Below are 25,156 nucleotides of genomic sequence, written 5' to 3'. Positions count from 1 at the left end.
TGCCTGTGAACCGATAGGGAGACACCCATGTACCTGGTCTGTGGCGAAGCGCTGTTCGATGTGTTCATCCAGAACGACGGCCCGCGTAGCAATGAGCTGGCTTTCAAGGCCATCGCTGGTGGTTCGCCGTTCAACGTGGCGTTGGGGCTGCGCCGTCTGGGCGCCGCGTCGGCGCTGTTCACTGGCATCTCGTCGGACAGCCTCGGCCAACGGCTGCGCCGGGTGCTGCACGAGGAGGGCGTCAGCGACGCCTGCCTGATCGCCAGCGATGCGCCGACCACCCTGGCCATGGTCGGCCTGGACGCCGAAGGCTCGCCGCATTACTCGTTCCGTGGCGAAGGCTGCGCCGACCGCCTGCTGCGCGCCGAGCATCTGCCGGCACTCGATGCCCAGGTGCGCGGCCTGCATGTCGGTTCCTTTTCGCTGGTGGTGGAACCGGTGGGCAGTACGCTGCTGCAACTGGTCCAGCGCGAACATCAGCAGCGCCTGATCAGCCTCGACCCCAACGTACGGCTCGGCCCGGCGCCGGACATCGCGCGCTGGCGTGAACGCGTCGAGGCCTTTGCCCGCTATGCGCACCTGATCAAGGTCAGCGAGGAAGACCTGCAACTGCTGTACCCCGAGCGCGACCCGCAACAGGTCGCGGCGGCCTGGCGCAACGAACGCTGCCAACTGGTGTTCCTCACCCACGGCAGCCAGGGCGCCAGCGTACACAGCCGCCACGGGCAATGGTCAGCGCCCGCAGTGGCGGTCGCCACCCGCGACACCGTCGGGGCCGGCGACACCTTCCAGGCTGCGCTGCTCAGTTACCTGGCCCGCCACGCACTGGATACCCCCGAGGCGCTGGCGACGCTCAGCCGTGAGCAGATCGACGCCATGCTGCGCCTGGCCATCGAGGCGGCCGCCGTGACCTGTTCGCGAGTCGGCCCGGACTTGCCTTACCTGCACGAACTGAGCGGCGATCATTTGGCAGTGCGTTGAACATCCGTGAGTCGGAGTGCGGTATGGCGTGCTAGCCTGCCGGCTCCACTGCCCCGCACTCAATCTGGAACGATCATGCCCAACGCCGAAGACTTGACTGCACATTCCATCGATTTGCGCTGCCGCGTCCATCTGGGGGTGATGGAAATCCCCGTGCATTACATGCGCGGTGGCACTTCCACCGGGGTGGTGATCTGGGAGCCCTTGCTGCCGAAGGATGAAGCGCTGCGCGACGAGTTGCTGCGGCATCTGATGGGTGTTCCGCAGGCGGGCGAGGCTCCGGGCAATCGGCAGATAGCCGGCCTGGGGCGTGGTCCGGCGACCAGCAACAAGGTGTTCTTGGCCAGGGTCGAACAGACGCCGGCCGGGCCGCGACTGGTCAGTACGCTGGCGCAGCTGGCCAGTGGTCATGCCGGCATCGACTGGAGCGTGAACTGCGGGAACATGTCTTCGGCCTTGCCGCTCTGGGCGTTCGACAGCGCGATGATCGAGGCGCCCAAAAAAGGCGCCTGCGAGGTCGAGATTTTCAACAGCAACACCGGGGTCGTCACCCTCAGCCGCATGTGGCGGGGCGATGACGGTCGCTTTGCGCTGGCGGACATTCCTGGCGTGCTCGGAGCCTTCCCACGGGTCGATCTGTTCTTGCAGGATCCGGTGGGCAGCAAGACCGGGGTGCTGCTACCGACCGGCGCAGTGGTCGATGAGATCGAAGGCCATGAAGTGTCCTGTGTCGACGTGGCGGTGCCGATGGTCATCGCCAAGGCGGCGAGCTTTGGCAAGACCGGCCATGAATCGATCGCGGAGCTGGAAGGCGATGCGGCCTTCATGGCCGAGTTGCGCAAGGTCTGGGTGGCGGCGGGGTTGAAAATGAAGCTGCGCCGTCGCGACGGCGAGCTGATGACCCGCGCGGAGATCGAGCGCAGCGAAACCATTCCCAAGGTCTGTATCGTTGGCGCCCCGACCGAGGGCGGCAATATCACGGTGCGTTACTTCACGCCACAGACCGGGCATGCCTCCATGGCGGTCTCGGGAGGCTGCTGCCTGGCCGCAGCCTGCCTGTTGCCGGGCAGCACGGCGCATCAGGTGGCGCAACGGGTGAGCGCACCTGGCGCGACCTTTGGCGACATAGAGGTGAGCATCGAGAACCCGGCCGGCAAACTGGATGCGACGGTCACCGCCCGGTGTGTCGAACAGCGAATCGAGATCCAGGCAGCCGCCTATCGCCGCAGTACGCAGATTCTCCTGCGCGGGCATGTTCCCCTGTATGGCGCTTCAGCGGCGTTGCTCGATGCCCTGATCGGAGCACTCTGAATACTGGCTGCAAAAAGCCTCGGCAAGATCGAAAGGCGGCCTTCAAGGCCGCCGCAACCGGCACTTGTAACCTGAGTCGTTCTTATTGAAACCGGCGCGCAACAGGCTTGGCTGTCGGACGTGCAAATCTTTTGATCGAAGCGCCAGGAAAACCTTGCGGATAATGGTGAATTGCCATTAATAATGTCCGGGCACCTCACGACTGGGGCTCTGCAGCAAGCAACTTGCTGCCGATGAACGGGGCCTGGCTGGGCTCAAGAAGGTATTTCTCAAGACGATAGTGTTATTGGATCTCATGCCTCCGCCGCTGGACGACGGTGCCATGTGCCCTGGCTTAATGAATAACAGGAATAAGAAATGGCCACGATTCGGATCCGCTACACCCTCATGTTCCTTGCTTTCATCGTTGCCACCATCGCGGCCACCGTCATCGGTATTCGCCTGTGGGTAACGCCGGACCTGGTCGCCGCCGGCGAGGCTTCGGTGCTGACCCGGGTCAACGATGTCGGCACCCGTATCTACCGCGAGCTGAATCAGATCCAGTCGCAGCAGCGAGCGATCACCCAGGCGGTGCCGCTGCTGGACAGCCCGATGATCGATAAAGTGCTACCGGGCCTGGTAGACCAGTACGGTGACGTCAAGGTATTCGGCGGCGGTATCTGGCCATTGCCCAACCAACGCGAGCAGGGGCGTGACAAGTTCAGCACCTTCTACCACCGCGATGCCTCCGGCAAGCTGATCGTCAACACCCACTGGAACTCGGCCGAATCGCTCAACTATTGGGAACAACCCTGGTACCTCGCCGGCCTCAAGGCGCCCGCCGGGCAGTGCGCCTGGGCGGCTGCCTACAAGGATGCCGCGAGTGCCGAACCGCGCACCAACTGCGCCATGGCCATCCAGCGTGATGGCAAGCCTTACGGCGTGGCGACCATCGACATGACCCTGGGCTTCTTCAATCCGCTGGTCAACGACTTGCGCAAGAGCCTGGACGACACCGACATGATGATCGTCGAGGCAGACGGCAAGATCCTCAGCAACCTGACCGAGCTGGGCGACTCGCAGATCCTCAACAACGTTTCCGCCTATGCTGGCCGTTCGCCCTTCGTTGCCGCCATCCAGCGCAACCTGGGCAAGCTGCAAGGCGATGCCGTGGTGCGCGATTTCTACGAAGACGAACACGGTACGCCGCACAGTTTCTTCCTGCGTCCCCTGGCCGGTACGCCCTGGCTGCTCGCCACCGCATTGCCGACTTCACTGCTGCACGCCACCAACACCAGCATTCTGCAGACCCTGGCGCTGATCCAGTTGCCCCTTGTGGTACTGCTGGCAGCGATCATGGTCCTGGCGCTCGGCAAACTGATGGGGCGCCTGGGCATGCTGCAACGCAATATCGAATCCCTCTCGGCTGGCGATGCCGACCTGACCCGTCGTGTGCCGGTGCAGGGCAAGGACGAGGTGGATGCCGTGGCCGGTGCGGTGAATACCTTCATTGCCTACCTGCAACGCCTGATGGGCGAGGTGGGCGACGCGACCCAGCGCATCAACAGCGGTATCCGGCAGTTGCACGGGCAAGCCCAGCAGACCAGCTCCATCCTGGGCCGCCATGCCGCCGAGACCGACCAGGCGGTGACCGCCATCACCGAGATGAGCGCCACCTCCGACTCCGTATCGCGCAGTGCCAGCGACACCGCCGACCTGACCCGCGCAGCCAACGGCCAGGCCGAACATTCACGGCTGACCGTGCAGCAGGCTTCCAATAGCGTGTTGGCGCTGGTCGAGCAGGTGGACGACGCCACGCTGAAGGTCAAGGCCATGGAAACCGATGCCGAGCGCATCAACCAGGTGCTGGGGGTGATCGGCGAGATCGCCGGGCAGACCAACCTGCTGGCCCTCAATGCCGCTATCGAAGCTGCGCGGGCTGGCGAGCAGGGCCGCGGGTTCGCGGTGGTGGCCGATGAGGTGCGGGCGCTGGCCGGGCGTACCCAGCAGAGCACCGCCGAGATCAACGAGATGCTCGGGCGGTTGCAGCAGGGCGTCAGCTCGGCGGTTTCGGCCATGGAAGTGACCAAGGCCAGCTGCCAGAGCACCGCTGACAAGACCCGTCAGGTGACTGCCGGCCTGGATGAAATGAGCGGTTCGGTGGCGCGCATCAGCGACCTGTCCACGCAGATCGCGACCGCTGCCGAGCAGCAGAGCGCGGTGGCTGGCGAGATCAACCAGAACATGGTCGCGGTACGCCACATGGTTGAAGAACTGGTGACCAGTGGGACGCGCACTGCCGAAGGCACGACCGCAGTGCAGCAGTCCAACGAGCAGTTGATCGCTCTGGTCGGCCGCTTCAAGGTCTGACCGCTACCGATGAAGGCCTGAGCGGTCGCTGCTCAGGCCTTTTCGTTTCAGTCGCGGCAGACGAATTCGAGCACGCGCTCGAGCATGGCGTCACAGGCGGCCAGTTGCTCGACGCTGACGAATTCGTCGGGCTTGTGGCCCTGGTCCATGCTGCCGGGACCGCAGACCACCGTCGGCACGCCCGCCTGGTCGAACAGGCCGCCCTCGGTGCCGAAGGCCACCGTACCGAAATCACGCGAGCCGCAGAACTGCGCCAGCCACTCGGCGGCCGGGCTGTCCGGTGCGGTGTACAGCCCCGGGTAGCTGGACAGTTCATGGAAGTGGATGGCGCTCTGGCCGCTGACCGCCTGCATGGCCGGCAGCAGGCTGTGCTGCGCGTAGTCGCGCAACTGTTCCAGCACGCGGGCCGGGTTCAGCGAGGGCAGGGCGCGCACTTCGAAGTCGAAGCGGCAGTGTTCCGGCACGATGTTCAATGCCTGGCCACCCTGGATCACGCCGGTCTGCACGGTGGAGAAGGGTGGGTCGAAGTTCGTGTCGCACTGTTCCTGCGCTTTCAGGGTCTCGGCCAGGCGGCCCAGCTCGCCGATCAGCCGTGCGGCGTATTCGATGGCGTTTACCCCTTGCGGGGTGTAGGCCGAATGGCAGGCCGCGCCTTTCACTTCGCAACGTACCGCCAGCTTGCCCTTGTGCCCCAGCACCGGCTTGAGTTCGGTGGGTTCGCCGATCACGCAGAGCATCGGTTTCACCGCGCGCTGGCTCAGTTGCGCAAGCAGGCCGCGCACGCCCAGGCAGCCGACTTCTTCGTCGTAGGACAGCGCCAGGTGCAGGGGGCGGCGCAACGGTGCCTTGACCGCCGCCGGCACCAGCGCCAGCACGCAGGCCAGGTAGCCCTTCATGTCGGCGGTGCCACGCCCGTAGAGCCTGCCCTCGGCTTCGGTGAGTTCGAAGGCCGGGCGCGTCCAGGCCTGGCCGTCCACCGGCACCACGTCGGTGTGGCCGGACAACACGATACCCGGATGCTCCTGCGGGCCAATGGTAGCGAACAGGTTGGCCTTGGTACGGCTGTCGTTGTAGGTCAGCTCGGCGCTGACACCGAACGCGGCCAGGTAGTCGCGCACGTAGTCGATCAGGGCCAGGTTGGATTCGCGGCTGGTGGTGTCGAAGGCCACCAGCCGCGCCAGCAGGGCACGGCTGTCGTTCATCGGTCGTCTCCCGGAACGCCGTAGCCCGGCGCACGGTCCGGGGCCAAGGCGCGGTCGATGTAGTCCTGCAGTTGCGGCCGGTAGGCCTGCCAGAGTTTCGCCAGTTCACCGATAGGGTCCTGCTCGGCCCAGTCGACGCGCAGGTTGACGATCGGCCAGCTGGGCTCGCCGACCACCAGCACGGCCGCCGAATGCACCGGGCCGGCCTCGCCACCGGCGGCCATGGCCGCCTGCATGGCGTGGATCAGGCGTTCGGCGAGCGGCCCGGTTGACTGTTCGAAGGCTTCGACCAGCACCTGGACCACGCGCGGGTCCTTGAGCATGTTGCCCGCCCCGACACAGTCCCGGCCGCTGAGCGCGTGGTTTACGCCGAGGGTCTGGCTACCGTTGAAATGTGCCGTGCGGCCCTGCGCGTCGATGACCGTCACCTGGCGATAGGCGCTGTAGGTGTCCTCGGCCAGGCTCAGGCGCAGTGCCTGTTGCGGGTCCTCGCCATGGCCCAGGTGGTCCAGGGTACGCGGGCCGAGCGCCGGCAGGGTGATGTTCTGCGAGCTTACCGCCCCTACACCCGGACGCAGCCACGGGCAGCGGGCGCCCACGGCGATGCTCGACGAACTGATGGCGATGCCCAGTTGGCCGGTCTTGGCGCAGCGCGCCGTGATGGAAAAGGTCATGCGCGCCTCCTTATTCGGGAATCACCGCGATCACGTCGATTTCCATCAGCCACTGCGGCTGGCCCAGCGCGGAGACCACCAGGCCGGTGGAGATGGGGAACACGCCCTTGAGCCATTTGCCGACTTCCTGGTACACCGGCTCGCGGTAGCGCGGGTCGATCAGGTAGGTGGTGGTCTTGACGATGTGGCTCAGGTCGCTGCCAGCCTCTTCGAGCAGTTGCTTGACGTTCTTCATGGCCTGTTCGGCCTGGGCACGCGGGTCGCCGAGGCCGACCAGGTTGCCGTCGAAGTCGGTGCCCACCTGGCCGCGCACGTAGACGGTGTTGCCAGCGCGTACCGCCTGGCACAGGTCGTTGTCCAGGGTCTGGTTGGGGTAGGTGTCCTTGGTGTTGAACATGCGGATGCGGGTGTGGGTCGGGGTGCTCATGGCAGGCTCCTGAACAGGGTAGGGCGGCATGCGCTCGGGCATGCCGCAGCAGGGAACATCAGGCGATACGCGACTGGGCGGCCGGCTCGGCGCTGGCGGCGGCGGGCGGATAGTTCTGGTATTTGCGCTGGATGGCGATCTGGTCGGCGACATGCCGGGCATCGTGCCAGGCGCCCCAGATGAACGCCGATCCGCGACGGCTCAGCCAGGGCAGGCCGACGAAGTAGATACCCGGTTCGGCACCCACGCCCCGCTGGTGGCGCGGCTTGCCGTTGGCGTCGAAGGTGTCGACCTGCAGCCAGCTGAAATCGTTGGCGTAGCCGGTCGCCCAGATCACCGAAGTCACGCCGTGGGCCGCCAGGTCCAGTTCGCGCAGCGGCTCGCGGATGCACGCCGCATCCGGCACGCGCTCACGCGCCCCGGGTTCCTCTGGCAGGTCCAGGCCGTTGCGCGCGACGTAGGCGTCGGCGGCATCCAGCAGGGCCAGGTAGTTGGCGTCGCCGGCATCGAGGTTGTGCACCAGGTCGTCCTTGAAGCGCACCTTGCCGTCGGCGAAGGTGTCGGTCAGGCCGACCAGGGTCATGCCGGCCTGGGCCAGGCGGCGGAAGTCCACGGTGTGCCCGCCGCGTGCGCCGCTGACGGCGATGGTCACGTGCTCGCGGCCCTTCTGCATGGTCTCGGTGTCCCACAGGCCGAGCACGCCCAACCACCAGCAGAAGTCGCGGCCGCGATAGGCGCGCGGCGGACGGTCGTGCGGGCCGACCGACAGGTAGACACGCTTGCCGGCGCGCAGCAGTTCGTCGGCGATCTGTACGCCGGACGAGCCTGCACCCACCACCAGGACCGCGCCTTCGGGCAGTTGCTGGGGGTTGAAGTACTGCGCGGAGTGGATCTGGTACAGGCCCTCGTCTTGTGGGGCGATGGCCGGAATCACCGGTTTCTGGAACGGCCCGGTGGCCACCACGACGCGTTGCGCATGCACGCTGCCTGCCGAGCTTTCGACGATGAAGCCGCTCTGGCCTTCACAGCGGCTGACCCGGGTCACGGCCACGCCGGTGCGGACCGGTGCCTTGATGTGGCGGGCGTAGGTTTCGAAGTATTCGGCGATTTCGTCCTTGCCAGGGAAACCGTCCGGGGGCGTCTGGAATTCCAGGCCCGGAAAGCGATCGTGCCAGGCCGGTCCGTTGGCCACCAGCGAGTCCCAGCGCCCGGTGCGCCAGGCTTCGGCAATGCGGCTCTTTTCCAGCACCAGGTGCTCGATGCCCAGGCGGCCCAGGTGCTCGCTCATTGCGACGCCGGCCTGTCCGGCGCCCACCACCAAAGTGTCGATCGTGGTCGGTAATTTGTTCATGACGGTACCCTTCGGCCGCCCGCTGGGGGTTCGGCCGTAAATCAGACAGTAGGAATCGAGTACGCGGCCCTGCTGTTGACTGCGTCCGGGCCGACGTCTTGTGTGCGTCTCAGTCCAGCACGGAAGGGTCCGCCTGGATCATCAGCGCCTTCATTTCGGCGAAGTGCTGCTCGGAAAAGTCGGTGATCTTTTCCCAGGCGCGTGCGGTCTTTTCCGCCACCTCGTCGGACAGCACGCGCAGCGGCTGGCCGGTGGACCAGGCGGCGACCAGCACCTGGCAGGCACGCTCCAGGGTCCAGATGTCGTCGAAGGCCTCGCCGATGGTCGGTGCGATCACCATCACCCCATGGTTGCCCATCAGCAGCCGCCGCTTGCCATCCAGCAGCCCGGCCAGGCGCGCGCCCTCGGCTTCGGTGTCGGCCATGCCGCCATACAACTCGTCGATGGCCAGGCGCTTGAAGTAGCGCGCGGTGTTCTGGTCGATGGGCGGTACGTGCGGCTTGGCCAGGCAGGCCACCGCCGTGGTGTAGACCGGATGCAGGTGCAGCACCACACGCGCTTCGGGCAGACGCCGGTGGATCTGTCCGTGAATCGACCAGGCGGTGGCGTCCACGTCGTCACGCTCGGCGTTGTGCGGGTCGTCCGCGTCGAGCAGCAGCAGGTCGCTGGCGCGGATGCGCGAAAAGTGCTTCCACTTCGGGTTGAGCAGGAAGCGCTTGCCGTCCTCGGACACGGCGGCACTGAAATGGTTGGCGACGGCTTCGTGCATGCCCAGGTGGGCAATGACGCGGAAGGTCGCCGCCAGGTCGATGCGCAGCTGTTCCTCGTGGGAGAGTGCCATGGTCTTCACTCCAGAAGGGTCGTCTGCCAAACGCGGACGACCGGTGAGGGGTCAGGGTTTGGGCATCAGCTCGGCGATGTCCGCTTCGGTGGGGGCCTGGAAGTTGTACTTCTTCAGCAGGGCCGCGTATTCGGGGGTTGCGCTGTATTGCTTGAGGGCGTCGACCAGTGCGGTCTTCACCTCGTCGTTGCCTTTCTTCACGCCGAAGCCGTTGAGCACCGGGTAGATCAGCGTGTCCGAGGAAATCACCAGGCGGTTGCCCAGCTTGTCGATCACCCCACGGGCCACGGCGGCGTCGGTGATCTGCGCCTCGACGGCCTTGGACAACAGCGCCTGGGTGGTCTGCGGGTCGGTGCCGAACTCGCTGATGGCGATCGGCTGCTTGCCGTTCTTCACGCAGTACTCGTCCGAGAGCTTGTGCAGTTGCTGCAGCCAGGAGGTCGCGCCCATCGAGCCGATCTTGTGGCCGCAGAAGTCTTCGGGGCGCTTGGGCTGATAGCTGCTGTCCTTGAGGGCGATGATCGACTCGCCACTCTTGAGGTAGGGAATCATGTCGATGACTTTCATGCGCTCGGCGGTGATGTACATCGACGAGTTGACGATGTCGAAACGACCACCCTGCAGCCCGGTGATCAGGTTGGGAAAGCGCGTGTCGAGGGTTTCCACCTTGCGCCCCATGACCTTGCCCAGCCCGTCGAGGAACTCGATGTCGAAGCCGGCCGGCTGGTTGTTGTCCATGTACTCGTAGGGGAAGAAGGTCAGGTCCGAGCCTGCGCTGAGCTTGCCGGTTTGCTGGAAGGCCGAAGCGCCTGCCGAGGCCAGGGTGATCGCGGTGCCCAGCAGGGCGGTGGAAAGTGTTCGAGTCGAGACGCTTGGTCGTTTCATGACGATGCTCCGCTGAGTGGGTAAAGGATCAACTGGCGGCCTGGTCGAGCCCGGCCTGTTGTACGAAGAAGGAAGCGCCGCGGGGCTTCTGCGGCAGGCGCACGCTGTTGGCGACGCTGCGTACCAGGCCGCTTTCCTGACCGGCGACCAGTACGCCGCAATGCTCGCTGGGCAGCGGGTTGTCGCCGAAGGGCAGGGCGTCCTCGGCGGCGTACACGCTGATGAACAGGGTGCGTGGCAGTTCGGTGTTGTTGGGGCTGGAGGCATGCAGCAGGCGGGTGTGCATGAAGCACACCGAGCCGGCCGGGCCGTAGCAGGCCACCGGCTGGCCGCAATGCTCGGCCACCACCTGGTCGTCGACGGCGCCGGTGAAGCGCCCGTCCTGCCAGTGCGACCACAGCGGGCCTTTGTGGCTGCCACGGATCACAGTCAGCGGACCGTTCTGCGGGGTCACTTCGCTGACCATCAGCAGGGCGGTGACCACGTCGTCATTGCTGTGCGGGGTGAACAGAAAATCCTGGTGCCATTTCACCTGGGTGGCGGTGTGCGGCAGCTTGGAGTTGATCTTGCTGTGGTGAAAGCGCGTGCCGCTGCCGCCGATCAGTTGTGCGGCGATGATGGCCATCCGTGACTTGAACGCCACTTCGCGGTAGGCCGGTGAGATTTCGGTCGGCGAACTCACCCGGCGCAGCGAGGGGTGAGTGGCGCTGTGATCGCTTTCGATGTCGAAGCGCGGGCGGCCGTCCTGGGTCTTGCCCCAGGGCTGGGTGTGGCTGCGGCTGTCTTCCACCCACAGGTCGAAGTCGCCCTGCAGGGCAATGAGTTCTTCCTCCGACAGCACGTTCTCGACGACCAGGAATCCGTCCCGGTGAAACTGTTCGATCTGCGATTGTTCGAGCATGGCTTAGGTTTTCCGAGTAAGTGGGTGGAAAGCTCAGGCGAGCGACACATCCTTGAGAAAGGCCTCGACCCGTGGGTGCTGGCCATTGCGCAGAACCTGGGGGGCGTCGTCGCACACCACCCGGCCCTTTTCCATGAAGACGATGCGGTCCGAGACCTTGAAGGCGAAGTTCATCTCGTGGGTGACGATCACCATGGTGATGCCCTCCTGGGCCAGCGACTCGATCACTTGCAGTACCTCGTTGACCTTCTCCGGGTCGAGGGCCGAAGTCGGCTCGTCGAACAGCATGATCTGCGGGCGCATCATCAGCGCGCGGGCAATGGCCACGCGCTGTTGCTGGCCGCCGGACAGCTGGTGCGGGTACTTCCAGGCGTGATCGAGCATGCCGACCTTGTGCAGCAGCGCGTAGGCCTGCTGCTTGAGCGCGGCGGGTTCGTCCAGGCGGTGGTAGCGCGGGGCGAGCAGCAGGTTGTCGAGCACGCTCAGGTGCGGGAACAGGTTGAAGCTCTGGAACACCATGCCGATGTTCAGGCGGTGCTCGGTGTGTTCGATGAAGCGGGGCTTCTGCGCGCCGTCCTTGCGCAGGTGGATGAACGGCTGGCCGTTGATCTGGATCTCGCCGTTGTCGAGCTGTTCCAGGCCATTGAGCAGGCGGATCAAGGTGGTCTTGCCGGAGCCCGACGGGCCGATCACCGACACCACTTCACCGGGCTTGACCTGCAGGTTGACCGAGCCGAGCACCTCGACATCGTTGTACGCCTTGTGCAGCCGCGCAGCCTGCAGGGCGGGGGTGTGCAGGTCGAGTGCCGGGCGCTGCACGGCGGCGGCCTGCTGGGTGGCCAGGGCTAGCACCTGCTCGTCGGGGGTGCGGGTCACTTCACGCTGGGTGACGTCGAGGAAGCGTTCCAGGCGCTTGAGCAGGAAGTCGAACACGGTGACGATCAGCACGTAGTAGAAGGCCACGGCAGCCATGGTTTCCATGACCAGGAAGTTCTGCGAATACAGGCGCTGGCCGACCATCAGGATCTCGGTCAGGGAGATCACCGAGACCAGCGAACTCAGCTTGACGATGGAGATGTACTCGTTGGCCAGCGACGGCAAGGCCACACGCAGCGCCTGGGGGATCACCACGCGCCATTGCGTGCCCAGAAAACGCAGGCCCAGCGCCCGCGCCGCTTCACCCTGGCCCTTGGGAATCGACAGCAGGCCGCCACGGTGGATCTCGGCGACGTAGGCGGTCTCGCAGATTACCAGGGCGATGAGACCGGCCCAGAAAGGGTTGGCCAGCACCGCCGAAGTGGCCGGGATGGCCTGCGGCAGGTTGTAGATGAAGATCAGCAGCACCAGCAGTGGCACGCTGCGGAAGAACCAGATGTAGCCCCGCGCGGGCAGGTTGAGTGCGGGCAAGCGGGACTGCTTGGCCAGGGCGACGAAAAACCCCAGGGCGATGCTGATGACCCAGGTCAGGGTGCTGAGCTTGATGACCGTCCAGGTGGCCAGCCAAAACTGTGTATCGCCAAAAAGGCCGAACATGTATTTCCAGTCGAAAGTCATCGTTATCAGGCCCGTTTGAGGAATGTGAAATGCACGCTTAGTTGTGAGCGCCGTGTACCGATGCCTACAGAATCAATAACCGAGTGACTTATCGTCAATTAGAAAATTACGTGCCTTTGCATAGGATTGTCCTATGTTAGTTATTGAGCTAATTACTCGGTTGACGCTGTTCAGTAATATGCTCTACGAGGGTGCGTGGCACTGCTCATGGCCCGGATTTGCAGTATTTTGGTGCGCGTGGACAGGCCGGGTTCGGGTGTGGTTTTTAGCCATGTAGCGGATTTAACGGCGGTTTTACTTGGCGTGGCGGGCGTGGCACGGCTTTCGCTTGTGGATTGCAAACTATTCAGAAATCTGCACTGAAAAGTTTTTGGCTATGGAGTTGTGATGACCCACTTTACGTTGAGACAACTTCGATACTTTGTCGCCGTGGTCGAAGAAGACAGTATTGTCGAGGCCGCTCGACAATTGCATATCTCCCAGCCGTCCATTTCGGTGGCCATCAAGAATCTTGAAGAAAGTTTCAGTCAGAAGTTATTCATTCGGCATCACGCCCAAGGCGTTTCGCTGACCGCCAGCGGTCGCCGGCTGTATGAAAAAGCCAAGGAATTGCTGAGGCTCTCCTACGAGCTTGAACAGAACGCTCGTGCCGAGAACGAAATGGTCTCCGGCACCATCGCCATTGGCTGTTTCGAGTCGGCAGCGCCGCTGTACATGCCGCGCCTGGTGGCCGGTTTCAAGCGGCATTACCCGGAGATCACCATCCAGCTGCACGACGGCGAGCAGCACGAGCTGATGCATGGCGTGCACCGGGGGCGCTTCGACCTGGTGTTCCTCTACGACCTGGAGCTGGGTGACTCGATCAACAAGGAAAAGCTCAACGCCCCGCACAAGCCCTATGCGCTGCTGCCGGCGGCGCATCCTCTGGCCGGCAAGAAGGCCGTGACCCTCAAGGAGCTGAGCCGCGAACCGATGATCCTGCTTGACGTGGTGCCAAGCAGGAACTACTTCATCGACATCTTCAAGGAGAAGGGCTATCACCCGACGGTCGCCTACAGCTCGCCCTCGATCGAAATGGTGCGTTGCATGGTCGGCCAGGGCCTGGGCTTCTCGGTGCTGGTCACCCGCCCGACCACCGACCTGACCTACGACGGCAAGCGCCTGGCGCAGGTCAACATCCATGACGAAATGCCTGCGTCGACCTTCATCATGGCCTACCTGCGCAACAACGAACCCACCAAGGCCACGCGGCTGTTCATGGACTACTGCCGCGATTTCGATCTGTCGCCGGTCATCAAGGAAGACGAGCCGCACGCTGTATGAGGCGACGAGGCGGCCCTTGTGCAGCGCAGGTCTTTTGTTGTGTAAGGCAGCCGCACGCTGCCTGTCTGGGCGCTGGCCTGTTCTAATGGCGGTTTTCCCGGCTCAGGTAGCATGCCCTTGACTCGATCCGCCTTCGCTCTACTGCTTGCCCTTGTGGCGTCCCCTGTTCTGGCGGCCGATGAAGCACCGCTTTATCGCGACATCAAGGACTGGCTGGTGGGTTGCGACAATACCCGCGCCTGCACCGCCATCGCGGCCGTGCAGGCACGTGACGACACCGGCACCGACACCTACAGCCTGCGCGTGACCCGTGAGGCGGGGCCGGGCGGTGAGTTGCGCGTGGGGCTGTTCAGTTACAACCCGCCCACCGGCCAGCCGCTGCTCGACGGCCAGCCGCTGAGCATTCGCCTGGGCCCCGGACGGCCCGATACCGGCGATGTCGGGGAAGTCTTCGCCGTGCAGGGCGACAGCGCACAGCGTCTGCTCGCCGAGCTGCGCAATGGCAAGCAGCTGAGCCTGCCGGTGGCTGACGGCGTGGTCGTGGCCTCGCTGTCTGGCATGAGCGCCGCGTTGCTGTTGATGGACTCCGTACAGGGGCGGATCGGTTCCACCACGGCGCTGCTACGCCAGGGGCCGGCGCCTGCCGCGAGCGTACCGACGGCACCGGCGCCCCCCTCGTTGCCGGCCTGGCAGGCTCCGGCGCCGCTGAGTCCGGCCGATAGCCAGCGGCTGTTGGATACGGTGATGGCCACTACGCGGGCGCAATGGCAGGCCGAGGTGTATGAGGACAGCCCTCCCGAGGGCAAGGCGTTTGCCCTTACTACGAACCAGGCGCTGGTGATCATCAAGACCGGTTGTGCGGCGTATAACTGCACCTACAGCCTGTACCAGGTGCCGCTCGCGCACCCTGACCAGGCCCGCCCGATCAATATGGCCGAAATGTCCCGCTGGCCGGACCTGCAGCCCACCGGCGAGGTGGACTTCGACCCGGTCACTGGCGAGTTGAGCAGCCTGCAGCTGGCCATGGGCATGGGCGGTTGTGGCACTTCGGCGCGCTGGCGCTACGACGGTGAGCGATTCAGGTTGACGCACCTGGCGCAGATGGGCGTTTGCATGGGGCTGAATGAAGCCCAGTGGCCGGTGTTGTGGCGCACCGTGGACGCGCCATGATCGACAGGCCGCTCAGCGGCCCGCCACGGCACCGCCAGCCTGTTCTTCGTCACGCAGGCCGGCGCTCAGCTCATCGCAACTGGCTGACCAGCGTGCCAGCCACTCGGGCAATGGTGGTGAATGCTGCAGCCCCATTTCGGCGATGAGTTCAGCGGGCGCGAGGTTGCCCTTGGGGCCGCGAAACAGACCGCGCATGATCACCACCCCAACGGTGCGCTCATCCTTGACGAAGCGGTGCTCGATGAAGCTCCACTTGTCGTCCCAGCCCAGCAGGCGTGTGTGAATCTCGAAACGCTCGAACAGTTTCAGTTCTCGCCTGAACTTGCCCCAGACATCACCGACGATCGGCCGCGCCCGATGCCGCAGCGCGGCGCGGAAGGCACCGCTGCGCAGCACGTAGTCCATGCGCCCCACGTCGGCGAGGGTGAAGTAGCGGCCATTGGTGACGTGACGGTTCAAGTCCAGGTCCAGCGGCCATACGCGCATCGGAATTACCGTGACGGCCAGGCCGTCGACCGGTCTGCGCCAGGGACGGCGCAGCAGCATGAAGATCAAGCGAAACCACAGATTCATGAACGAGCCCTGCATGGCGAATGGAAGACTGCACTGTACGGTGTGGCCAGGGCATTCTGTAACTGCAGAAATGACTTATTCCAGGCGATTTGTGCAAGCGCGGCTTGCGCTGCATGCCAGGCGGCGTACAGGCGTGAAAAAAGCATTAGGAATCATTGGCATACAGGCGGGTAAAAAGCTGTGTTAAAGGCGCGCATTAGCGTTAGAATCGGCGCGCTTTCGCCCTGGCGCCGCGCTGGCCGGATGGCCTGCGGCCCGACCCGCCGAGGGGCGGGCTTCTCCACCTGTTATACGGGTGTAAACTTGCATGACGCGCCCGCGCGCACTCAGGTCCAGCCAACATGACGCAGATTTCCGAACGCTTTCTGGTGCAGGCGCATCTGGCCGCCAAGCAGCCGAGGGTGTTGAGCCCCGAAGAACAAGCCGATTACCGCGCGCAGATCGCCGCCGAACTCAAGGCGCGCGATGCCGTGCTGGTGGCTCACTATTATTGCGACCCGGTGATCCAGGCCCTGGCCGAGGAAACCGGCGGGTGTGTCGCCGACTCGCTGGAAATGGCGCGCTTTGGCAAGAATCATCCGGCCAGCACCGTGCTGGTGGCCGGGGTGCGCTTCATGGGCGAGACCGCGAAGATCCTCACCCCGGAGAAGCGCGTGTTCATGCCCACCCTGGAAGCCACCTGCTCGCTGGACGTCGGTTGCCCCATCGACGAGTTCTCGGCGTTCTGCGACCAGCATCCGGAACGCACCGTAGTGGTGTATGCCAATACCTCGGCAGCGGTGAAGGCGCGTGCCGACTGGGTGGTGACCTCCGGTTGTGCACTGGAGATCGTCGAAAGCCTGATGGACAACGGCGAGAAGCTCATCTGGGCGCCGGACAAGCACCTGGGTCGCTACATCCAGCGCCAGACCGGTGCCGACATGCTGCTGTGGGACGGTGCCTGCATCGTGCATGAAGAGTTCAAGTCCAAGCAGCTGGAAGACATGAAGGCGCTGTACCCGGAGGCTGCGATCCTGGTACACCCCGAGTCGCCGGAATCGGTGATTGCCCTGGCCGATGCCGTGGGCTCCACCAGCCAGATGATCGCCGCGGCGCAGCGCCTGCCGAACAAGACGTTCATCGTCGCCACCGACCGCGGCATCTTCTACAAGATGCAGCAGCTGTGTCCCGACAAGGTGTTCATCGAAGCGCCCACCGCCGGCAACGGTGCGGCCTGCCGCAGTTGCGCACATTGCCCGTGGATGGCCATGAACACCCTGGAGCGGACCCTGCAGTGCCTGCAGGAGGGCAGCAACGAGATCTTCGTCGACCCGGCGCTGATTCCGCATGCGGTACGCCCGCTGCAGCGCATGCTGGATTTCACCCAGGCCGCGCGCCTGAAGCTGTCCGGCAACGCCTGACCTCGCGTGCATCAACGAAAAAGCCCGGCATCGCTGCCGGGCTTTTTCGTTGTCAGTTCATCATGTCCTTGACCAGGCGTTCCTGCTCGGCCAGTTCCTTCTGCCGCGCGTCGATGCGCGAGGCCAGCTGGAAGTTGTTGCTGGCGCGGCGCTTGGCGAAGTCCAGTTGCTGGATGGCCTGGCGGAAGTCGCCCATCAGGGCGAAATATTCGGCACGCGCCTGGTGCAGGCCGACGGTATTGCCGGTCAGGCCGCGGGCTTCGGCCACCTGGTACCAGATGTCCGGGTCAGCCTGGCGGTTCTTCAGCAGCGCATCCAGGGCCTTTTCCGCTTCGGCGTTCTTGCCTTGCTTGAGCAGGGCATCGATACGCGCCTGGTTCAGCGGGTAGTTGCCGGGGTACTGCACCAGCAGGCGTTCGGCCCGCTGCTGGGCGTCGGCCAGGCGGTTGCTGGTGATGTCCAGGTCGATCTGCGCCAGGTTGTAGGTGATGTCGTCGGGGGCCTTGTCCAGCAGCGTCTTCAAGCCTTCGCGGGCTTCGTTGAGCTGTCCGCCCTTGATCTGCGCGATGGCCAGGCCGTAGCGGGCGTAGTCGGCCTTGGGGTTCTCGGTGAGCTGGGCGCGGAAACGCTTGGCGGCGATGCCAGGGGTTTCTTCGTAGATCAACGCGACCCTGGCGCGCATCAGCTGGTAGCGCATGCTGTCTTCCTTGCCCCCCGGCGGTGCCTGTTCGGCGCGGTTGCGGGTGTCGGCGATACGCGATTCGCTGACCGGGTGGGTGAGAAGGAATTCCGGCGGCTTGGCGTCGTAGCGGTACTGGCGCATCAGGCGCTCGAACATGGTCGGCATGTTACGCGGGTCGTAGCCGGCCTTTTCCAGGTTGAGAATGCCGATGCGGTCGGCTTCCTGTTCGTTCTGCCGCGAGAAGCGACGTTGTTCCTGAATCGCGGCGGCCTGAGAGCCGGCGATGGTGGCGATGCCGGCATCGCCGGCACCGGCGGCGGCCATGACGATACCGGCCAGCATCGCGGCCATGACTGGCACCTGCATGCGTTGCTGTGCCTCGACCCCCCTGGCGAAGTGGCGTTGTGACAGGTGAGCCAATTCGTGGGCCATCACCGAGGCGTACTCGCCCTCGGTCTGCGCATAAAGGAACAGCCCGCCGTTGACCCCGATGATGCCGCCCGGTGCCGCGAAGGCGTTGAGCTGCTTGCTGTTGATCAGGATGAACTCCAGGCGCCGGTCCTGCACCTGGCTGGTCTCCGCGAGCCGGTAGACCGAAGTTTCCACGTAGTCCTTGAGCTGCGGGTCAGAGAGCTGGTCCACTTGCGAACGCAACATGCCCAGCCAGGCGCGACCCAACTGGTGCTCCTGTTCGGGGGAGACGATCGACGAGCTGGAATCGCCCAGCGACGGCAGGTCATCGGCCATGGCTGGGGAGGCCAGCAGGCAGGCCAGGGTGAGCAGTGTAGGACGCAGGAAATTCATGCACGCGGCTCTGGACGAATGAACACCTACTGTAGCTGCCTCAATGGCTTGCTGACCAGAGTGCGGTATTCTTCGAGGCCTGTACGCAACATGCTGAACACTTTTTGCCAGGTGGATGTGCCTGGCTGGAGAGAAACGATGTCTGACGCTGTAGCTCCGCCAATCTGCGATGCCGAACTGGACGCTCGCGGGTTGAACTGCCCCTTGCCACTGCTCAAGGCCAAGATGGAACTCAATCGCCTGGACAGTGGCGCCGTGCTCAAGGTGCTGGCCACCGACGCCGGCTCGCAACGCGACTTTCGCAGTTTCGCGCGCCTGGCCGGTCATGCGCTGCTGCATGAGAACGTGGAGGGTGGAACCTATACCTACTGGTTGCGCAAGGCCTGATCTGGCACGGCGCCGCTTCACCGCACAAAAGGATGCTTGATGTACAAGGTGCTTCACGACTGGATGCAGCGCTACTTCTCCGACGAGGAGGCGGTGGTGCTGGCCGTTCTGCTGTTACTGGGCTTCACCCTGATTCTCACCCTCGGTGGCATGTTGGCCCCGGTGCTGGCCGGGCTGGTACTGGCCTTTCTGATGCAGGGGGTGGTCAACCTGCTGGTGCGCCTGCGCCTGCCGGAGCGTCTGGCGGTCGGGCTGGTGTTCACCCTGTTCATCGGCGGCCTGCTGGTGTTCCTGCTGGTTCTGGTGCCGCTGTTGTGGCATCAGCTGATCACCCTGTTCAACGAGTTGCCGGGCATGCTCGCCAAGTGGCAGTCGCTGCTGCTGTTGCTGCCCGAGCGCTACCCGCACTTGGTTTCCGACGAGCAGGTGCTGCAGGCCATCGAGGTGGCGCGGGGCGAGGTGGGCAAGTTCGGCCAGCTGGCGCTGACCTTTTCACTGTCGAGCCTGCCACTGCTGGTCAACCTGATGATCTACCTGGTGCTGGTGCCGATCCTGGTGTTCTTCTTCCTCAAGGACCGCCAGCTGATGCGCCGCTGGGCACGCGGCTACCTGCCGCGTGAGCGGGCGCTGCTGACCCGGGTGGCCAAGGACATGAACCGGCAGATCGCCAATTACATCCGTGGCAAGGTCATCGAGATCTTCATCTGCGGTGCAGTCACCTACGTGGCCTTCGTGGCCCTGGGGCTCAACTACGCGGCGCTGCTGGCGCTGCTGGTGGGGATTTCCGTGGTGGTGCCCTATGTCGGCGCGGTGGTGGTCACCGTGCCGGTGGCGCTGATCGGGCTGTTCCAGTGGGGCTGGGGCGACCAGTTCATCTACCTGATGGCCATCCACGGCATCATCCAGGCGCTGGACGGTAACGTGCTGGTGCCCATGCTGTTCTCCGAGGCGGTGAACCTGCATCCGGTGGCGATCATCTGCGCGGTGCTGCTGTTCGGCGGGCTGTGGGGCTTCTGGGGGATTTTCTTCGCCATCCCGCTGGCCACGCTGTTCAAGGCGGTGCTCGATGCGTGGCCGCGGCAGGAACCGACAGTAGCGCCGATTCTCTGAAGGGCGAGGGCGGCAGCGGCTGCCGCCCTCCGCTCAGGCCTGGTTCAGCTCGCGGGCGCGGGCCAGGACCTCGTCGACATGGCCAGGCACCTTCACGCCGCGCCATTCATGACGCAGCACGCCGTTCTTGTCGATCAGGAAGGTGCTGCGGTCCACACCGAGATATTCCTTGCCGTAGAGCTTCTTGAGCTTGATGACGTCGAACAGCGCGCACAGCGCTTCGTCCTTGTCGGAAATCAGCTCGAACGGGAAAGCCTGCTTGGCCTTGAAGTTCTCATGGGTCTTGAGGCTGTCGCGGGAGACGCCGAACACCAGGGTATTGGCCGCTTCGAATTCCGCCATGGCATCGCGGAAGTTCTGGCCCTCGGTGGTGCAGCCCGGGGTGTTGTCCTTCGGGTAGAAGTAGATCACCACCTGACGGCCCTTCAGGCCGGACAGGCTGACGGTCTGCCCGCTGGTGGCGGGAACCTGGAAATCGGCAACGGGTTGGTCGACTGCTACGGCCATCGGGGACTCCTTTACATGGGGGCTTGTGGGCGCCAAGGCTCGATCAGTGCATCGAGGTTCAGCGCATCGGCGAAATCCAGGAACTGATCACGCAGCCAGCTGATCTGGGTGCCGGCCGGCAGGGTCACGGTGAAGGTCGCGTTGAGCATGGTGCCGCCGGTCTGCGGTGCCAGGTAGGTATCGCAAGTGAGGTTCTCCAGTTCGACGTTGTGGTCGATGAAGAACTGGCACAGCTCGTTGACGATGTCCGGGCGGTAGGCCGAGCTGACGTAAGCCACGTAGGGCAGGGCCTCGGGACGGTTGTCCAGGGCCGCGCTGCGCACCACGCTGATGGTGAAAGCGTGTTTCTTGCTCAGGTTGGGCAGTGCGGCCTCTAGGCGAGCCAGGGCGTCCCAGCTGCCGGACACCTGCAGCACCAGTGCGCTGAACTCGCCGTGACGGGTCAGGCGCGAGCTGACCACCGAGCAGCGGCTTTCATGACTGGCCCGGCACAGGACGTTGGCCAGTTCCATGGGGCTGGCGCCCAGGGCGCTGATGACGAGGAATTGTTCGCGGACGGAGGGGGTGGAGGACATGCAGCATTCCTAGATGATGAACGGTCGGTATCTGGCCTGCCTGGTGCGGACGATCGACGCGGCGGGCTGCACGACGAGGACCTCGAAGCCTTGGGTCGTGGCCTGCCGGGGCAGGGGCGCGACGCGCTGGAACGGGGCTGTCGGAGGGCAAGGCCGGACGATTGGACTCAGTGCGCAGGCGAACGATATCGAGCAAAGGGCCAAGGGTAGCGAAATACGGCGCGCAGGGGAATGCCGGGCGCGCTCCAGTCGCCTGACGGAATCGCGCCCGACAAGCTGCCCATGCGCAGCGAGCTGCGCCCAAACGCCTGGCGCCGCCAGCTTGTACAAGGCTGATGGCGCCAGTACCATTACGGCTCTCTTTTTCCGGCAGGAGCGGTTGCATGATTGCGGGCAGTATGGTGGCGCTAGTCACACCCATGGATGCGCAAGGTAGTCTGGACTGGGACGCCCTGAGCAAACTGGTGGACTTCCACCTGCAAGAGGGCACCAACGCCATCGTTGCCGTGGGCACCACGGGCGAGTCGGCGACGCTGGATGTGAATGAACACATCGAAGTGATTCGTCGCGTGGTCGACCAGGTGGCCGGACGTATACCGGTCATCGCCGGCACCGGTGCCAACTCCACCAGCGAAGCGGTTGAGCTGACCCGCAATGCCAAGAGCGCCGGTGCCGATGCCTGCCTGCTGGTCGTGCCGTACTACAACAAGCCGACCCAGGAAGGCCTGTTCCAGCACTTCAGCCATATCGCCGGTGCCGTCGACATTCCGCAGATCCTCTACAACGTTCCTGGCCGTACCGCCTGTGACATGCAGGCCGAGACCGTGATCCGCCTGTCCAAGGTGGACAACATCATCGGTATCAAGGAAGCCACCGGCAACCTGGAGCGCGCCAGGCAGATCATCGAAGGCGTGAGCAGCGACTTCCATGTCTACTCCGGTGACGACGCCACCGCCGTGGAACTGATGCTGCTGGGCGGCAAGGGCAACATTTCGGTCACCGCCAACGTCGCCCCGCGCGCCATGAGCGACCTGTGTGCCGCCGCCTTGCGCGGTGATGCCGCCGCTGCCCGTGCCATCAACGACCGCCTGGCGCCGCTCAACAGCGCGCTGTTCGTCGAATCCAACCCTATCCCCGTGAAGTGGGCGCTGCATGAGCTGGGCCTGATGCAGACCGGTATCCGTCTGCCGCTCACCTGGCTCAGCCAGTCCTGCCACGAACCGCTGCGCCAGGCCATGCGCCAGGCCGGTGTACTGGTCTAATGAGGAAGTACAACGCAATGAAGCGATTGGCCGGACTTTCCGCACTTGCCCTGATCATCTCCAGCACCAGTGGCTGCGGCTGGCTGTGGGGCCCTGACGGGTACTTCCGTGATCGCGGCAGCGATTACCTGGAAGCCACCCAGACCGCACCGATGCAGGTGCCTTCCGACATCACCAGCGTCAAGCGCATGGATCCGCTGTTGCCGATCCCGCGTAATGTCGCCGACAGCGCGCAGAAGAGCGGCGAGTACCAGGTACCCCGTCCCCAGCCGCTGAGCGTCGATTCCGCGCAGTCCAGCGACTTCAGCCTGCAGCGCAATGGCGATGCGCGCTGGATCCTGGCCCAGCGCCCACCGGCCGAGGTCTGGCCGATCGCCCACCAGTATTTCGAAGACAACGGCTTCCGCATCGCCGAAGAGCGCCCGCAGACCGGTGAGTTCACCACCACCTGGCAGCGCAGCGACGAACTCTCCGCGCCTGTGGCGCGTCGCCTGGGCGCCAGCGGCACCGCCAGTGACGCCGAGACCCGCGTGCGCGTGCGTATCGAACCGGGCGTGCAGCGCAACACCAGCGAGATCTACGTGGTCAGCGTCAGCCGTCCGGCGGGCAGCACCAGCGAAGTGGAATTCCCGGCGCGTACCGTCAACCTGGGCGTCGACTCGTCGCTGACCGATGACCTGCTGGCCAGCATGAGCCGCAACGCCGAGCAGGGCGGTTCGGTGTCGCTGCTCGCTGCGCGTGACTTCGATGCGCCAAGCCGCGTGAGCCTGAGCACCGACGGCAACGGCAACCCGGTGCTGAACGTGGGTGAGGACCTCGACCGTGCCTGGTCCAGTGTCGGCCGTGCCCTGGACCAGGGTGACTGGCGTGTCGAAGACATCAACCGCAGCCTGGGCCTGTACTACATCAACCTGGCCGAGCGCGCCAAGCAGCCTGACGAGAAGCCCGGCTTCTTCAGCGGCATGTTCGGCAACAAGCCGACCAAGGAAGAGCTCGAGGCCCGTGCCGAGCGCTATCAGGTGCGCCTGAGCAAGGTCGGTGACAGCGTGCAGGTGACCGTAGAGAAGAACATCAATACCGTGGCGCCTGCCGATGTGGCACGCCGTGTATTGAGCGTCATTCAGGACCACCTGGGCTAAGTGCGTTTTGCGGTGCTGGGCAGCGGCAGCCGTGGCAATGCCACGCTGGTCGCGAGCCGCGATACCTATGTGCTGGTCGACTGCGGCTTTTCGCTGCGCGAGACCGAGCGGCGCCTGGCCAGGCTGGGCGTCGCAGCCGAACAACTGAGCGCGATTCTGGTGACCCACGAGCATGCCGACCATGTGCATGGCGTGGGTTTGCTGTCTCGGCGCTACAATCTGCCGGTGTATCTCAGCCGTGGCACCTTGCGCGGGCTGCGCAAGCCGGTGGAGGCCGCAGGCCTGCTCAATGCCGGCGAACGGCTGCGCATCGGTGCGCTGGACATCGACGTGGTGTCGGTGGCCCACGATGCCCTGGAGCCGACCCAGTTCGTCTTCAGTGACGGTCAGCGGCGTTTCGGCGTGCTGACCGACCTGGGCTCCTACTGCCCGGGCGTATTGCAATGCTATCAGGGCCTGGATGCCCTGATGATCGAGGCCAACCATTGCCGCGACATGCTTGCCAGGGGACCGTACCCGGTCTTTCTCAAGCAGCGGGTGGGGGGCGACACAGGACATTTGAACAATCACCAGGCCGCGCGCCTGGTGAGCGAGCTGGGATGGCAGACACTGCAACACCTGGTGCTGGCCCATCTGAGCAGCAAGAACAACCGGCCGCAGCTGGCCCGGCAATGTTTCGTCGACACCCTCGGGTGCGACCCGGACTGGCTGCAACTGGCCGATCAAGATTGTGGGCTCGACTGGCGCCAGATCGCCTAGCCGCAGTCTCAACCTCAACGCAAGCGGAGCCCATCATGGAAAAACGCGAAGAACTCTACCGCGGCAAAGCCAAATCGGTTTACAAGACCGATGACGCCGACCGCCTGATCCTGCTGTTCCGTAACGACACCTCGGCGTTCGACGGCAAGCGTATCGAACAGCTGGACCGCAAGGGCATGGTGAACAACAAGTTCAACGCCTTCATCATGCAGAAGCTCGAAGAAGCCGGCGTACCGACCCAGTTCGACAAGTTGCTGGGCGACAACGAAGCGCTGGTGAAGAAGCTCGACATGATCCCGGTCGAGTGCGTGGTGCGTAACTACGCAGCCGGCAGCCTGGTCAAGCGCCTGGGCGTCGAAGAGGGCGTGAAGCTCAACCCCTACACCTTCGAACTGTTCCTCAAGGACGACGCCAAGGGTGATCCGTTCATCAACGAATCCCACGTCGTGGCCTTCGGCTGGGCCAACGCCGAGCAGCTGGCGCGCATGAAGGAGCTGTCGCTGAAGGTCAACGAGGTGCTGAGCAAGCTGTTCGACGACGCTGGCCTGCTGCTGGTCGACTTCAAGCTGGAGTTCGGTGTGTTCCACGGCCAGATCGTCCTGGGCGACGAGTTCAGCCCTGATGGCTGCCGTCTGTGGGACAAGGAAACCCGCAAGAAGATGGACAAGGACCGCTTCCGCCAGGGTCTGGGCGACGTGATCGAAGCCTACGAAGAAGTCGCGCAGCGTCTGGGCGTGCCGCTGTAAGTTCGCAAGCGCTTGATAGCACAAAAAAAATTGCAGAAAAGACTCGACTTCTGCAATCAGGCTGGTATCATACGCGCCATTGGAGAGATGCCGGAGTGGTCGAACGGGACGGATTCGAAATCCGTTGTGTCAGCAATGGCACCTAGGGTTCAAATCCCTATCTCTCCGCCATTTTAAAGGCCCCGAGCGTTTTGACGCTCGGGGCTTTTTGCATTTGGGGGAATTTTGGGGGAATGGGGGAGC

The 25,156-nt window shown here is 64.3% G+C and carries 24 protein-coding genes, 1 tRNA gene and 1 pseudogene; 14 read left to right on the top strand and 12 right to left on the bottom strand.

The window, feature by feature from the left end; all coding sequences use genetic code 11:
• The first annotated feature begins 27 nt into the window (after window positions 1–27).
• From RRX38_RS08915 to RRX38_RS25025, 4 genes and pseudogenes are all read left to right on the top strand, one after another.
• Window positions 28–981, top strand: a complete 954-nt coding sequence (locus RRX38_RS08915) for a carbohydrate kinase (protein WP_315962276.1) — start codon at window positions 28–30, stop codon at window positions 979–981.
• 75 nt (window positions 982–1,056) lie between these two features.
• Window positions 1,057–2,292 carry a PrpF domain-containing protein gene (locus RRX38_RS08910; protein ID WP_315962275.1) on the top strand — a complete coding sequence of 412 codons (1,236 nt, stop codon included), beginning with the start codon at window positions 1,057–1,059 and terminating at the stop codon, window positions 2,290–2,292.
• Window positions 2,293–2,649: 357 nt separating this feature from the next.
• Window positions 2,650–3,783: pseudogene (locus tag RRX38_RS25030) on the top strand (cache domain-containing protein); the annotation flags it as partial.
• An 18-nt stretch (window positions 3,784–3,801) separates the two neighbouring features.
• Complete coding sequence (locus RRX38_RS25025; protein ID WP_410524900.1) at window positions 3,802–4,641, top strand: methyl-accepting chemotaxis protein; 840 nt, start codon at window positions 3,802–3,804, stop codon at window positions 4,639–4,641.
• Window positions 4,642–4,688: 47 nt separating this feature from the next.
• On the opposite strand, the gene argE is transcribed toward RRX38_RS25025, so the two are convergent.
• From argE to RRX38_RS08865, 8 genes are all read right to left on the bottom strand, one after another.
• The gene (argE, locus tag RRX38_RS08900; RefSeq protein ID WP_315962274.1) at window positions 4,689–5,843 is read right to left on the bottom strand and encodes an acetylornithine deacetylase; all 1,155 of its coding nucleotides are present in this window, start codon (window positions 5,841–5,843) and stop codon (window positions 4,689–4,691) included.
• Window positions 5,840–6,517, bottom strand: a complete 678-nt coding sequence (locus RRX38_RS08895) for a DUF1028 domain-containing protein (RefSeq protein ID WP_315962273.1) — start codon at window positions 6,515–6,517, stop codon at window positions 5,840–5,842. Before RRX38_RS08895 ends, argE begins: the two co-directional genes overlap by 4 nt.
• A 10-nt stretch (window positions 6,518–6,527) precedes the next feature.
• Window positions 6,528–6,944: a RidA family protein gene (locus tag RRX38_RS08890; RefSeq protein WP_295478251.1), complete on the bottom strand. Its 417-nt coding sequence runs from the start codon at window positions 6,942–6,944 to the stop codon at window positions 6,528–6,530.
• Between the two features lie 58 nt (window positions 6,945–7,002).
• A complete protein-coding gene (locus RRX38_RS08885) occupies window positions 7,003–8,295 on the bottom strand; it encodes an NAD(P)/FAD-dependent oxidoreductase (protein ID WP_315962272.1) in 1,293 nt (430 codons plus the stop codon).
• Window positions 8,296–8,404: 109 nt separating this feature from the next.
• A complete protein-coding gene (locus tag RRX38_RS08880) occupies window positions 8,405–9,136 on the bottom strand; it encodes a class II aldolase and adducin N-terminal domain-containing protein (protein WP_315962271.1) in 732 nt (243 codons plus the stop codon).
• Between the two features lie 51 nt (window positions 9,137–9,187).
• Window positions 9,188–10,021 (bottom strand): ABC transporter substrate-binding protein, encoded by an 834-nt coding sequence (locus tag RRX38_RS08875; protein WP_315962270.1) that lies wholly within the window; start codon window positions 10,019–10,021, stop codon window positions 9,188–9,190.
• A gap of 28 nt (window positions 10,022–10,049) precedes the next feature.
• Complete coding sequence (locus tag RRX38_RS08870; RefSeq protein WP_315962269.1) at window positions 10,050–10,922, bottom strand: phytanoyl-CoA dioxygenase family protein; 873 nt, start codon at window positions 10,920–10,922, stop codon at window positions 10,050–10,052.
• 33 nt (window positions 10,923–10,955) lie between these two features.
• Window positions 10,956–12,476, bottom strand: coding sequence for an amino acid ABC transporter permease/ATP-binding protein (locus RRX38_RS08865; protein WP_315962268.1), 1,521 nt, complete (start codon window positions 12,474–12,476; stop codon window positions 10,956–10,958).
• Between the two features lie 387 nt (window positions 12,477–12,863).
• Here RRX38_RS08865 and RRX38_RS08860 point away from each other — a divergent pair, with 387 nt between their 5' ends.
• Entirely contained in the window at window positions 12,864–13,799 is a 936-nt protein-coding gene (locus RRX38_RS08860; protein WP_315962267.1) for a LysR family transcriptional regulator, read from the top strand.
• Between the two features lie 111 nt (window positions 13,800–13,910).
• The gene (locus tag RRX38_RS08855) at window positions 13,911–14,969 is read left to right on the top strand and encodes a DUF1176 domain-containing protein (RefSeq protein WP_410524878.1); all 1,059 of its coding nucleotides are present in this window, start codon (window positions 13,911–13,913) and stop codon (window positions 14,967–14,969) included.
• A 12-nt stretch (window positions 14,970–14,981) separates the two neighbouring features.
• Here the strand turns inward: RRX38_RS08855 and RRX38_RS08850 are convergent, their stop codons facing one another.
• Window positions 14,982–15,542, bottom strand: a complete 561-nt coding sequence (locus tag RRX38_RS08850; protein ID WP_315962265.1) for a thioesterase family protein — start codon at window positions 15,540–15,542, stop codon at window positions 14,982–14,984.
• Window positions 15,543–15,883: 341 nt separating this feature from the next.
• On the opposite strand from RRX38_RS08850, the gene nadA reads away from it, so the two are divergent.
• Window positions 15,884–16,942 carry a quinolinate synthase NadA gene (gene nadA / locus RRX38_RS08845; RefSeq protein WP_295478277.1) on the top strand — a complete coding sequence of 353 codons (1,059 nt, stop codon included), beginning with the start codon at window positions 15,884–15,886 and terminating at the stop codon, window positions 16,940–16,942.
• A gap of 52 nt (window positions 16,943–16,994) precedes the next feature.
• Here the strand turns inward: nadA and RRX38_RS08840 are convergent, their stop codons facing one another.
• Window positions 16,995–18,428 (bottom strand): M48 family metalloprotease, encoded by a 1,434-nt coding sequence (locus RRX38_RS08840; protein WP_315962264.1) that lies wholly within the window; start codon window positions 18,426–18,428, stop codon window positions 16,995–16,997.
• A 138-nt stretch (window positions 18,429–18,566) separates the two neighbouring features.
• On the opposite strand from RRX38_RS08840, the gene RRX38_RS08835 reads away from it, so the two are divergent.
• Window positions 18,567–18,815 carry a sulfurtransferase TusA family protein gene (locus RRX38_RS08835; RefSeq protein ID WP_295478283.1) on the top strand — a complete coding sequence of 83 codons (249 nt, stop codon included), beginning with the start codon at window positions 18,567–18,569 and terminating at the stop codon, window positions 18,813–18,815.
• A gap of 39 nt (window positions 18,816–18,854) precedes the next feature.
• Window positions 18,855–19,925, top strand: a complete 1,071-nt coding sequence (locus tag RRX38_RS08830; RefSeq protein WP_295478286.1) for an AI-2E family transporter — start codon at window positions 18,855–18,857, stop codon at window positions 19,923–19,925.
• A gap of 33 nt (window positions 19,926–19,958) precedes the next feature.
• Here RRX38_RS08830 and RRX38_RS08825 read toward each other — a convergent pair whose 3' ends face one another.
• Window positions 19,959–20,432, bottom strand: coding sequence for a peroxiredoxin (locus RRX38_RS08825; RefSeq protein WP_295478289.1), 474 nt, complete (start codon window positions 20,430–20,432; stop codon window positions 19,959–19,961).
• Between the two features lie 11 nt (window positions 20,433–20,443).
• Window positions 20,444–21,007 (bottom strand): glycine cleavage system protein R, encoded by a 564-nt coding sequence (locus RRX38_RS08820; protein ID WP_295478292.1) that lies wholly within the window; start codon window positions 21,005–21,007, stop codon window positions 20,444–20,446.
• A 383-nt stretch (window positions 21,008–21,390) separates the two neighbouring features.
• On the opposite strand from RRX38_RS08820, the gene dapA reads away from it, so the two are divergent.
• The 5 genes from dapA (at window position 21,391) to RRX38_RS08795 (ending at window position 25,084) form a co-directional block, all read left to right on the top strand.
• The gene (dapA, locus tag RRX38_RS08815; protein ID WP_295478296.1) at window positions 21,391–22,269 is read left to right on the top strand and encodes a 4-hydroxy-tetrahydrodipicolinate synthase; all 879 of its coding nucleotides are present in this window, start codon (window positions 21,391–21,393) and stop codon (window positions 22,267–22,269) included.
• A 17-nt stretch (window positions 22,270–22,286) separates the two neighbouring features.
• Window positions 22,287–23,408 carry an outer membrane protein assembly factor BamC gene (gene bamC / locus RRX38_RS08810; RefSeq protein WP_295478300.1) on the top strand — a complete coding sequence of 374 codons (1,122 nt, stop codon included), beginning with the start codon at window positions 22,287–22,289 and terminating at the stop codon, window positions 23,406–23,408.
• A complete protein-coding gene (locus tag RRX38_RS08805) occupies window positions 23,409–24,167 on the top strand; it encodes an MBL fold metallo-hydrolase (RefSeq protein ID WP_295478303.1) in 759 nt (252 codons plus the stop codon). It abuts the gene before it with no gap.
• Window positions 24,168–24,202: 35 nt separating this feature from the next.
• The gene (gene purC, locus RRX38_RS08800) at window positions 24,203–24,913 is read left to right on the top strand and encodes a phosphoribosylaminoimidazolesuccinocarboxamide synthase (RefSeq protein ID WP_315962263.1); all 711 of its coding nucleotides are present in this window, start codon (window positions 24,203–24,205) and stop codon (window positions 24,911–24,913) included.
• An 81-nt stretch (window positions 24,914–24,994) separates the two neighbouring features.
• Window positions 24,995–25,084, top strand: a tRNA-Ser gene (locus RRX38_RS08795).
• Window positions 25,085–25,156: the final 72 nt, after the last annotated feature.

The sequence above is a fragment of the Pseudomonas sp. DTU_2021_1001937_2_SI_NGA_ILE_001 genome (assembly GCF_032463525.1).
Classification (GTDB): Bacteria; Pseudomonadota; Gammaproteobacteria; order Pseudomonadales; family Pseudomonadaceae; genus Aquipseudomonas.
This window is presented reverse-complemented; position numbering and strand designations above follow the sequence as displayed.

What these genes read in the sequence shown, in the direction of transcription:
- RRX38_RS08840 (WP_315962264.1), bottom strand. Translation starts at nt 18,428, where the DNA reads ATGAATTTCCTGCGTCCTACACTGCTCACCCTGGCCTGCCTGCTGGCC.
- RRX38_RS25025 (WP_410524900.1), top strand. Translation starts at nt 3,802, where the DNA reads ATGGGCGAGGTGGGCGACGCGACCCAGCGCATCAACAGCGGTATCCGG.
- bamC (WP_295478300.1), top strand. Translation starts at nt 22,287, where the DNA reads ATGAAGCGATTGGCCGGACTTTCCGCACTTGCCCTGATCATCTCCAGC.
- RRX38_RS08890 (WP_295478251.1), bottom strand. Translation starts at nt 6,944, where the DNA reads ATGAGCACCCCGACCCACACCCGCATCCGCATGTTCAACACCAAGGAC.
- RRX38_RS08880 (WP_315962271.1), bottom strand. Translation starts at nt 9,136, where the DNA reads ATGGCACTCTCCCACGAGGAACAGCTGCGCATCGACCTGGCGGCGACC.
- RRX38_RS08830 (WP_295478286.1), top strand. Translation starts at nt 18,855, where the DNA reads ATGTACAAGGTGCTTCACGACTGGATGCAGCGCTACTTCTCCGACGAG.
- RRX38_RS08860 (WP_315962267.1), top strand. Translation starts at nt 12,864, where the DNA reads ATGACCCACTTTACGTTGAGACAACTTCGATACTTTGTCGCCGTGGTC.
- RRX38_RS08870 (WP_315962269.1), bottom strand. Translation starts at nt 10,922, where the DNA reads ATGCTCGAACAATCGCAGATCGAACAGTTTCACCGGGACGGATTCCTG.
- dapA (WP_295478296.1), top strand. Translation starts at nt 21,391, where the DNA reads ATGATTGCGGGCAGTATGGTGGCGCTAGTCACACCCATGGATGCGCAA.
- RRX38_RS08915 (WP_315962276.1), top strand. Translation starts at nt 28, where the DNA reads ATGTACCTGGTCTGTGGCGAAGCGCTGTTCGATGTGTTCATCCAGAAC.
- RRX38_RS08895 (WP_315962273.1), bottom strand. Translation starts at nt 6,517, where the DNA reads ATGACCTTTTCCATCACGGCGCGCTGCGCCAAGACCGGCCAACTGGGC.
- argE (WP_315962274.1), bottom strand. Translation starts at nt 5,843, where the DNA reads ATGAACGACAGCCGTGCCCTGCTGGCGCGGCTGGTGGCCTTCGACACC.
- RRX38_RS08910 (WP_315962275.1), top strand. Translation starts at nt 1,057, where the DNA reads ATGCCCAACGCCGAAGACTTGACTGCACATTCCATCGATTTGCGCTGC.
- RRX38_RS08885 (WP_315962272.1), bottom strand. Translation starts at nt 8,295, where the DNA reads ATGAACAAATTACCGACCACGATCGACACTTTGGTGGTGGGCGCCGGA.
- purC (WP_315962263.1), top strand. Translation starts at nt 24,203, where the DNA reads ATGGAAAAACGCGAAGAACTCTACCGCGGCAAAGCCAAATCGGTTTAC.
- nadA (WP_295478277.1), top strand. Translation starts at nt 15,884, where the DNA reads ATGACGCAGATTTCCGAACGCTTTCTGGTGCAGGCGCATCTGGCCGCC.
- RRX38_RS08825 (WP_295478289.1), bottom strand. Translation starts at nt 20,432, where the DNA reads ATGGCCGTAGCAGTCGACCAACCCGTTGCCGATTTCCAGGTTCCCGCC.
- RRX38_RS08855 (WP_410524878.1), top strand. Translation starts at nt 13,911, where the DNA reads ATGCCCTTGACTCGATCCGCCTTCGCTCTACTGCTTGCCCTTGTGGCG.
- RRX38_RS08865 (WP_315962268.1), bottom strand. Translation starts at nt 12,476, where the DNA reads ATGACTTTCGACTGGAAATACATGTTCGGCCTTTTTGGCGATACACAG.
- RRX38_RS08835 (WP_295478283.1), top strand. Translation starts at nt 18,567, where the DNA reads ATGTCTGACGCTGTAGCTCCGCCAATCTGCGATGCCGAACTGGACGCT.
- RRX38_RS08820 (WP_295478292.1), bottom strand. Translation starts at nt 21,007, where the DNA reads ATGTCCTCCACCCCCTCCGTCCGCGAACAATTCCTCGTCATCAGCGCC.
- RRX38_RS08875 (WP_315962270.1), bottom strand. Translation starts at nt 10,021, where the DNA reads ATGAAACGACCAAGCGTCTCGACTCGAACACTTTCCACCGCCCTGCTG.
- RRX38_RS08850 (WP_315962265.1), bottom strand. Translation starts at nt 15,542, where the DNA reads ATGAATCTGTGGTTTCGCTTGATCTTCATGCTGCTGCGCCGTCCCTGG.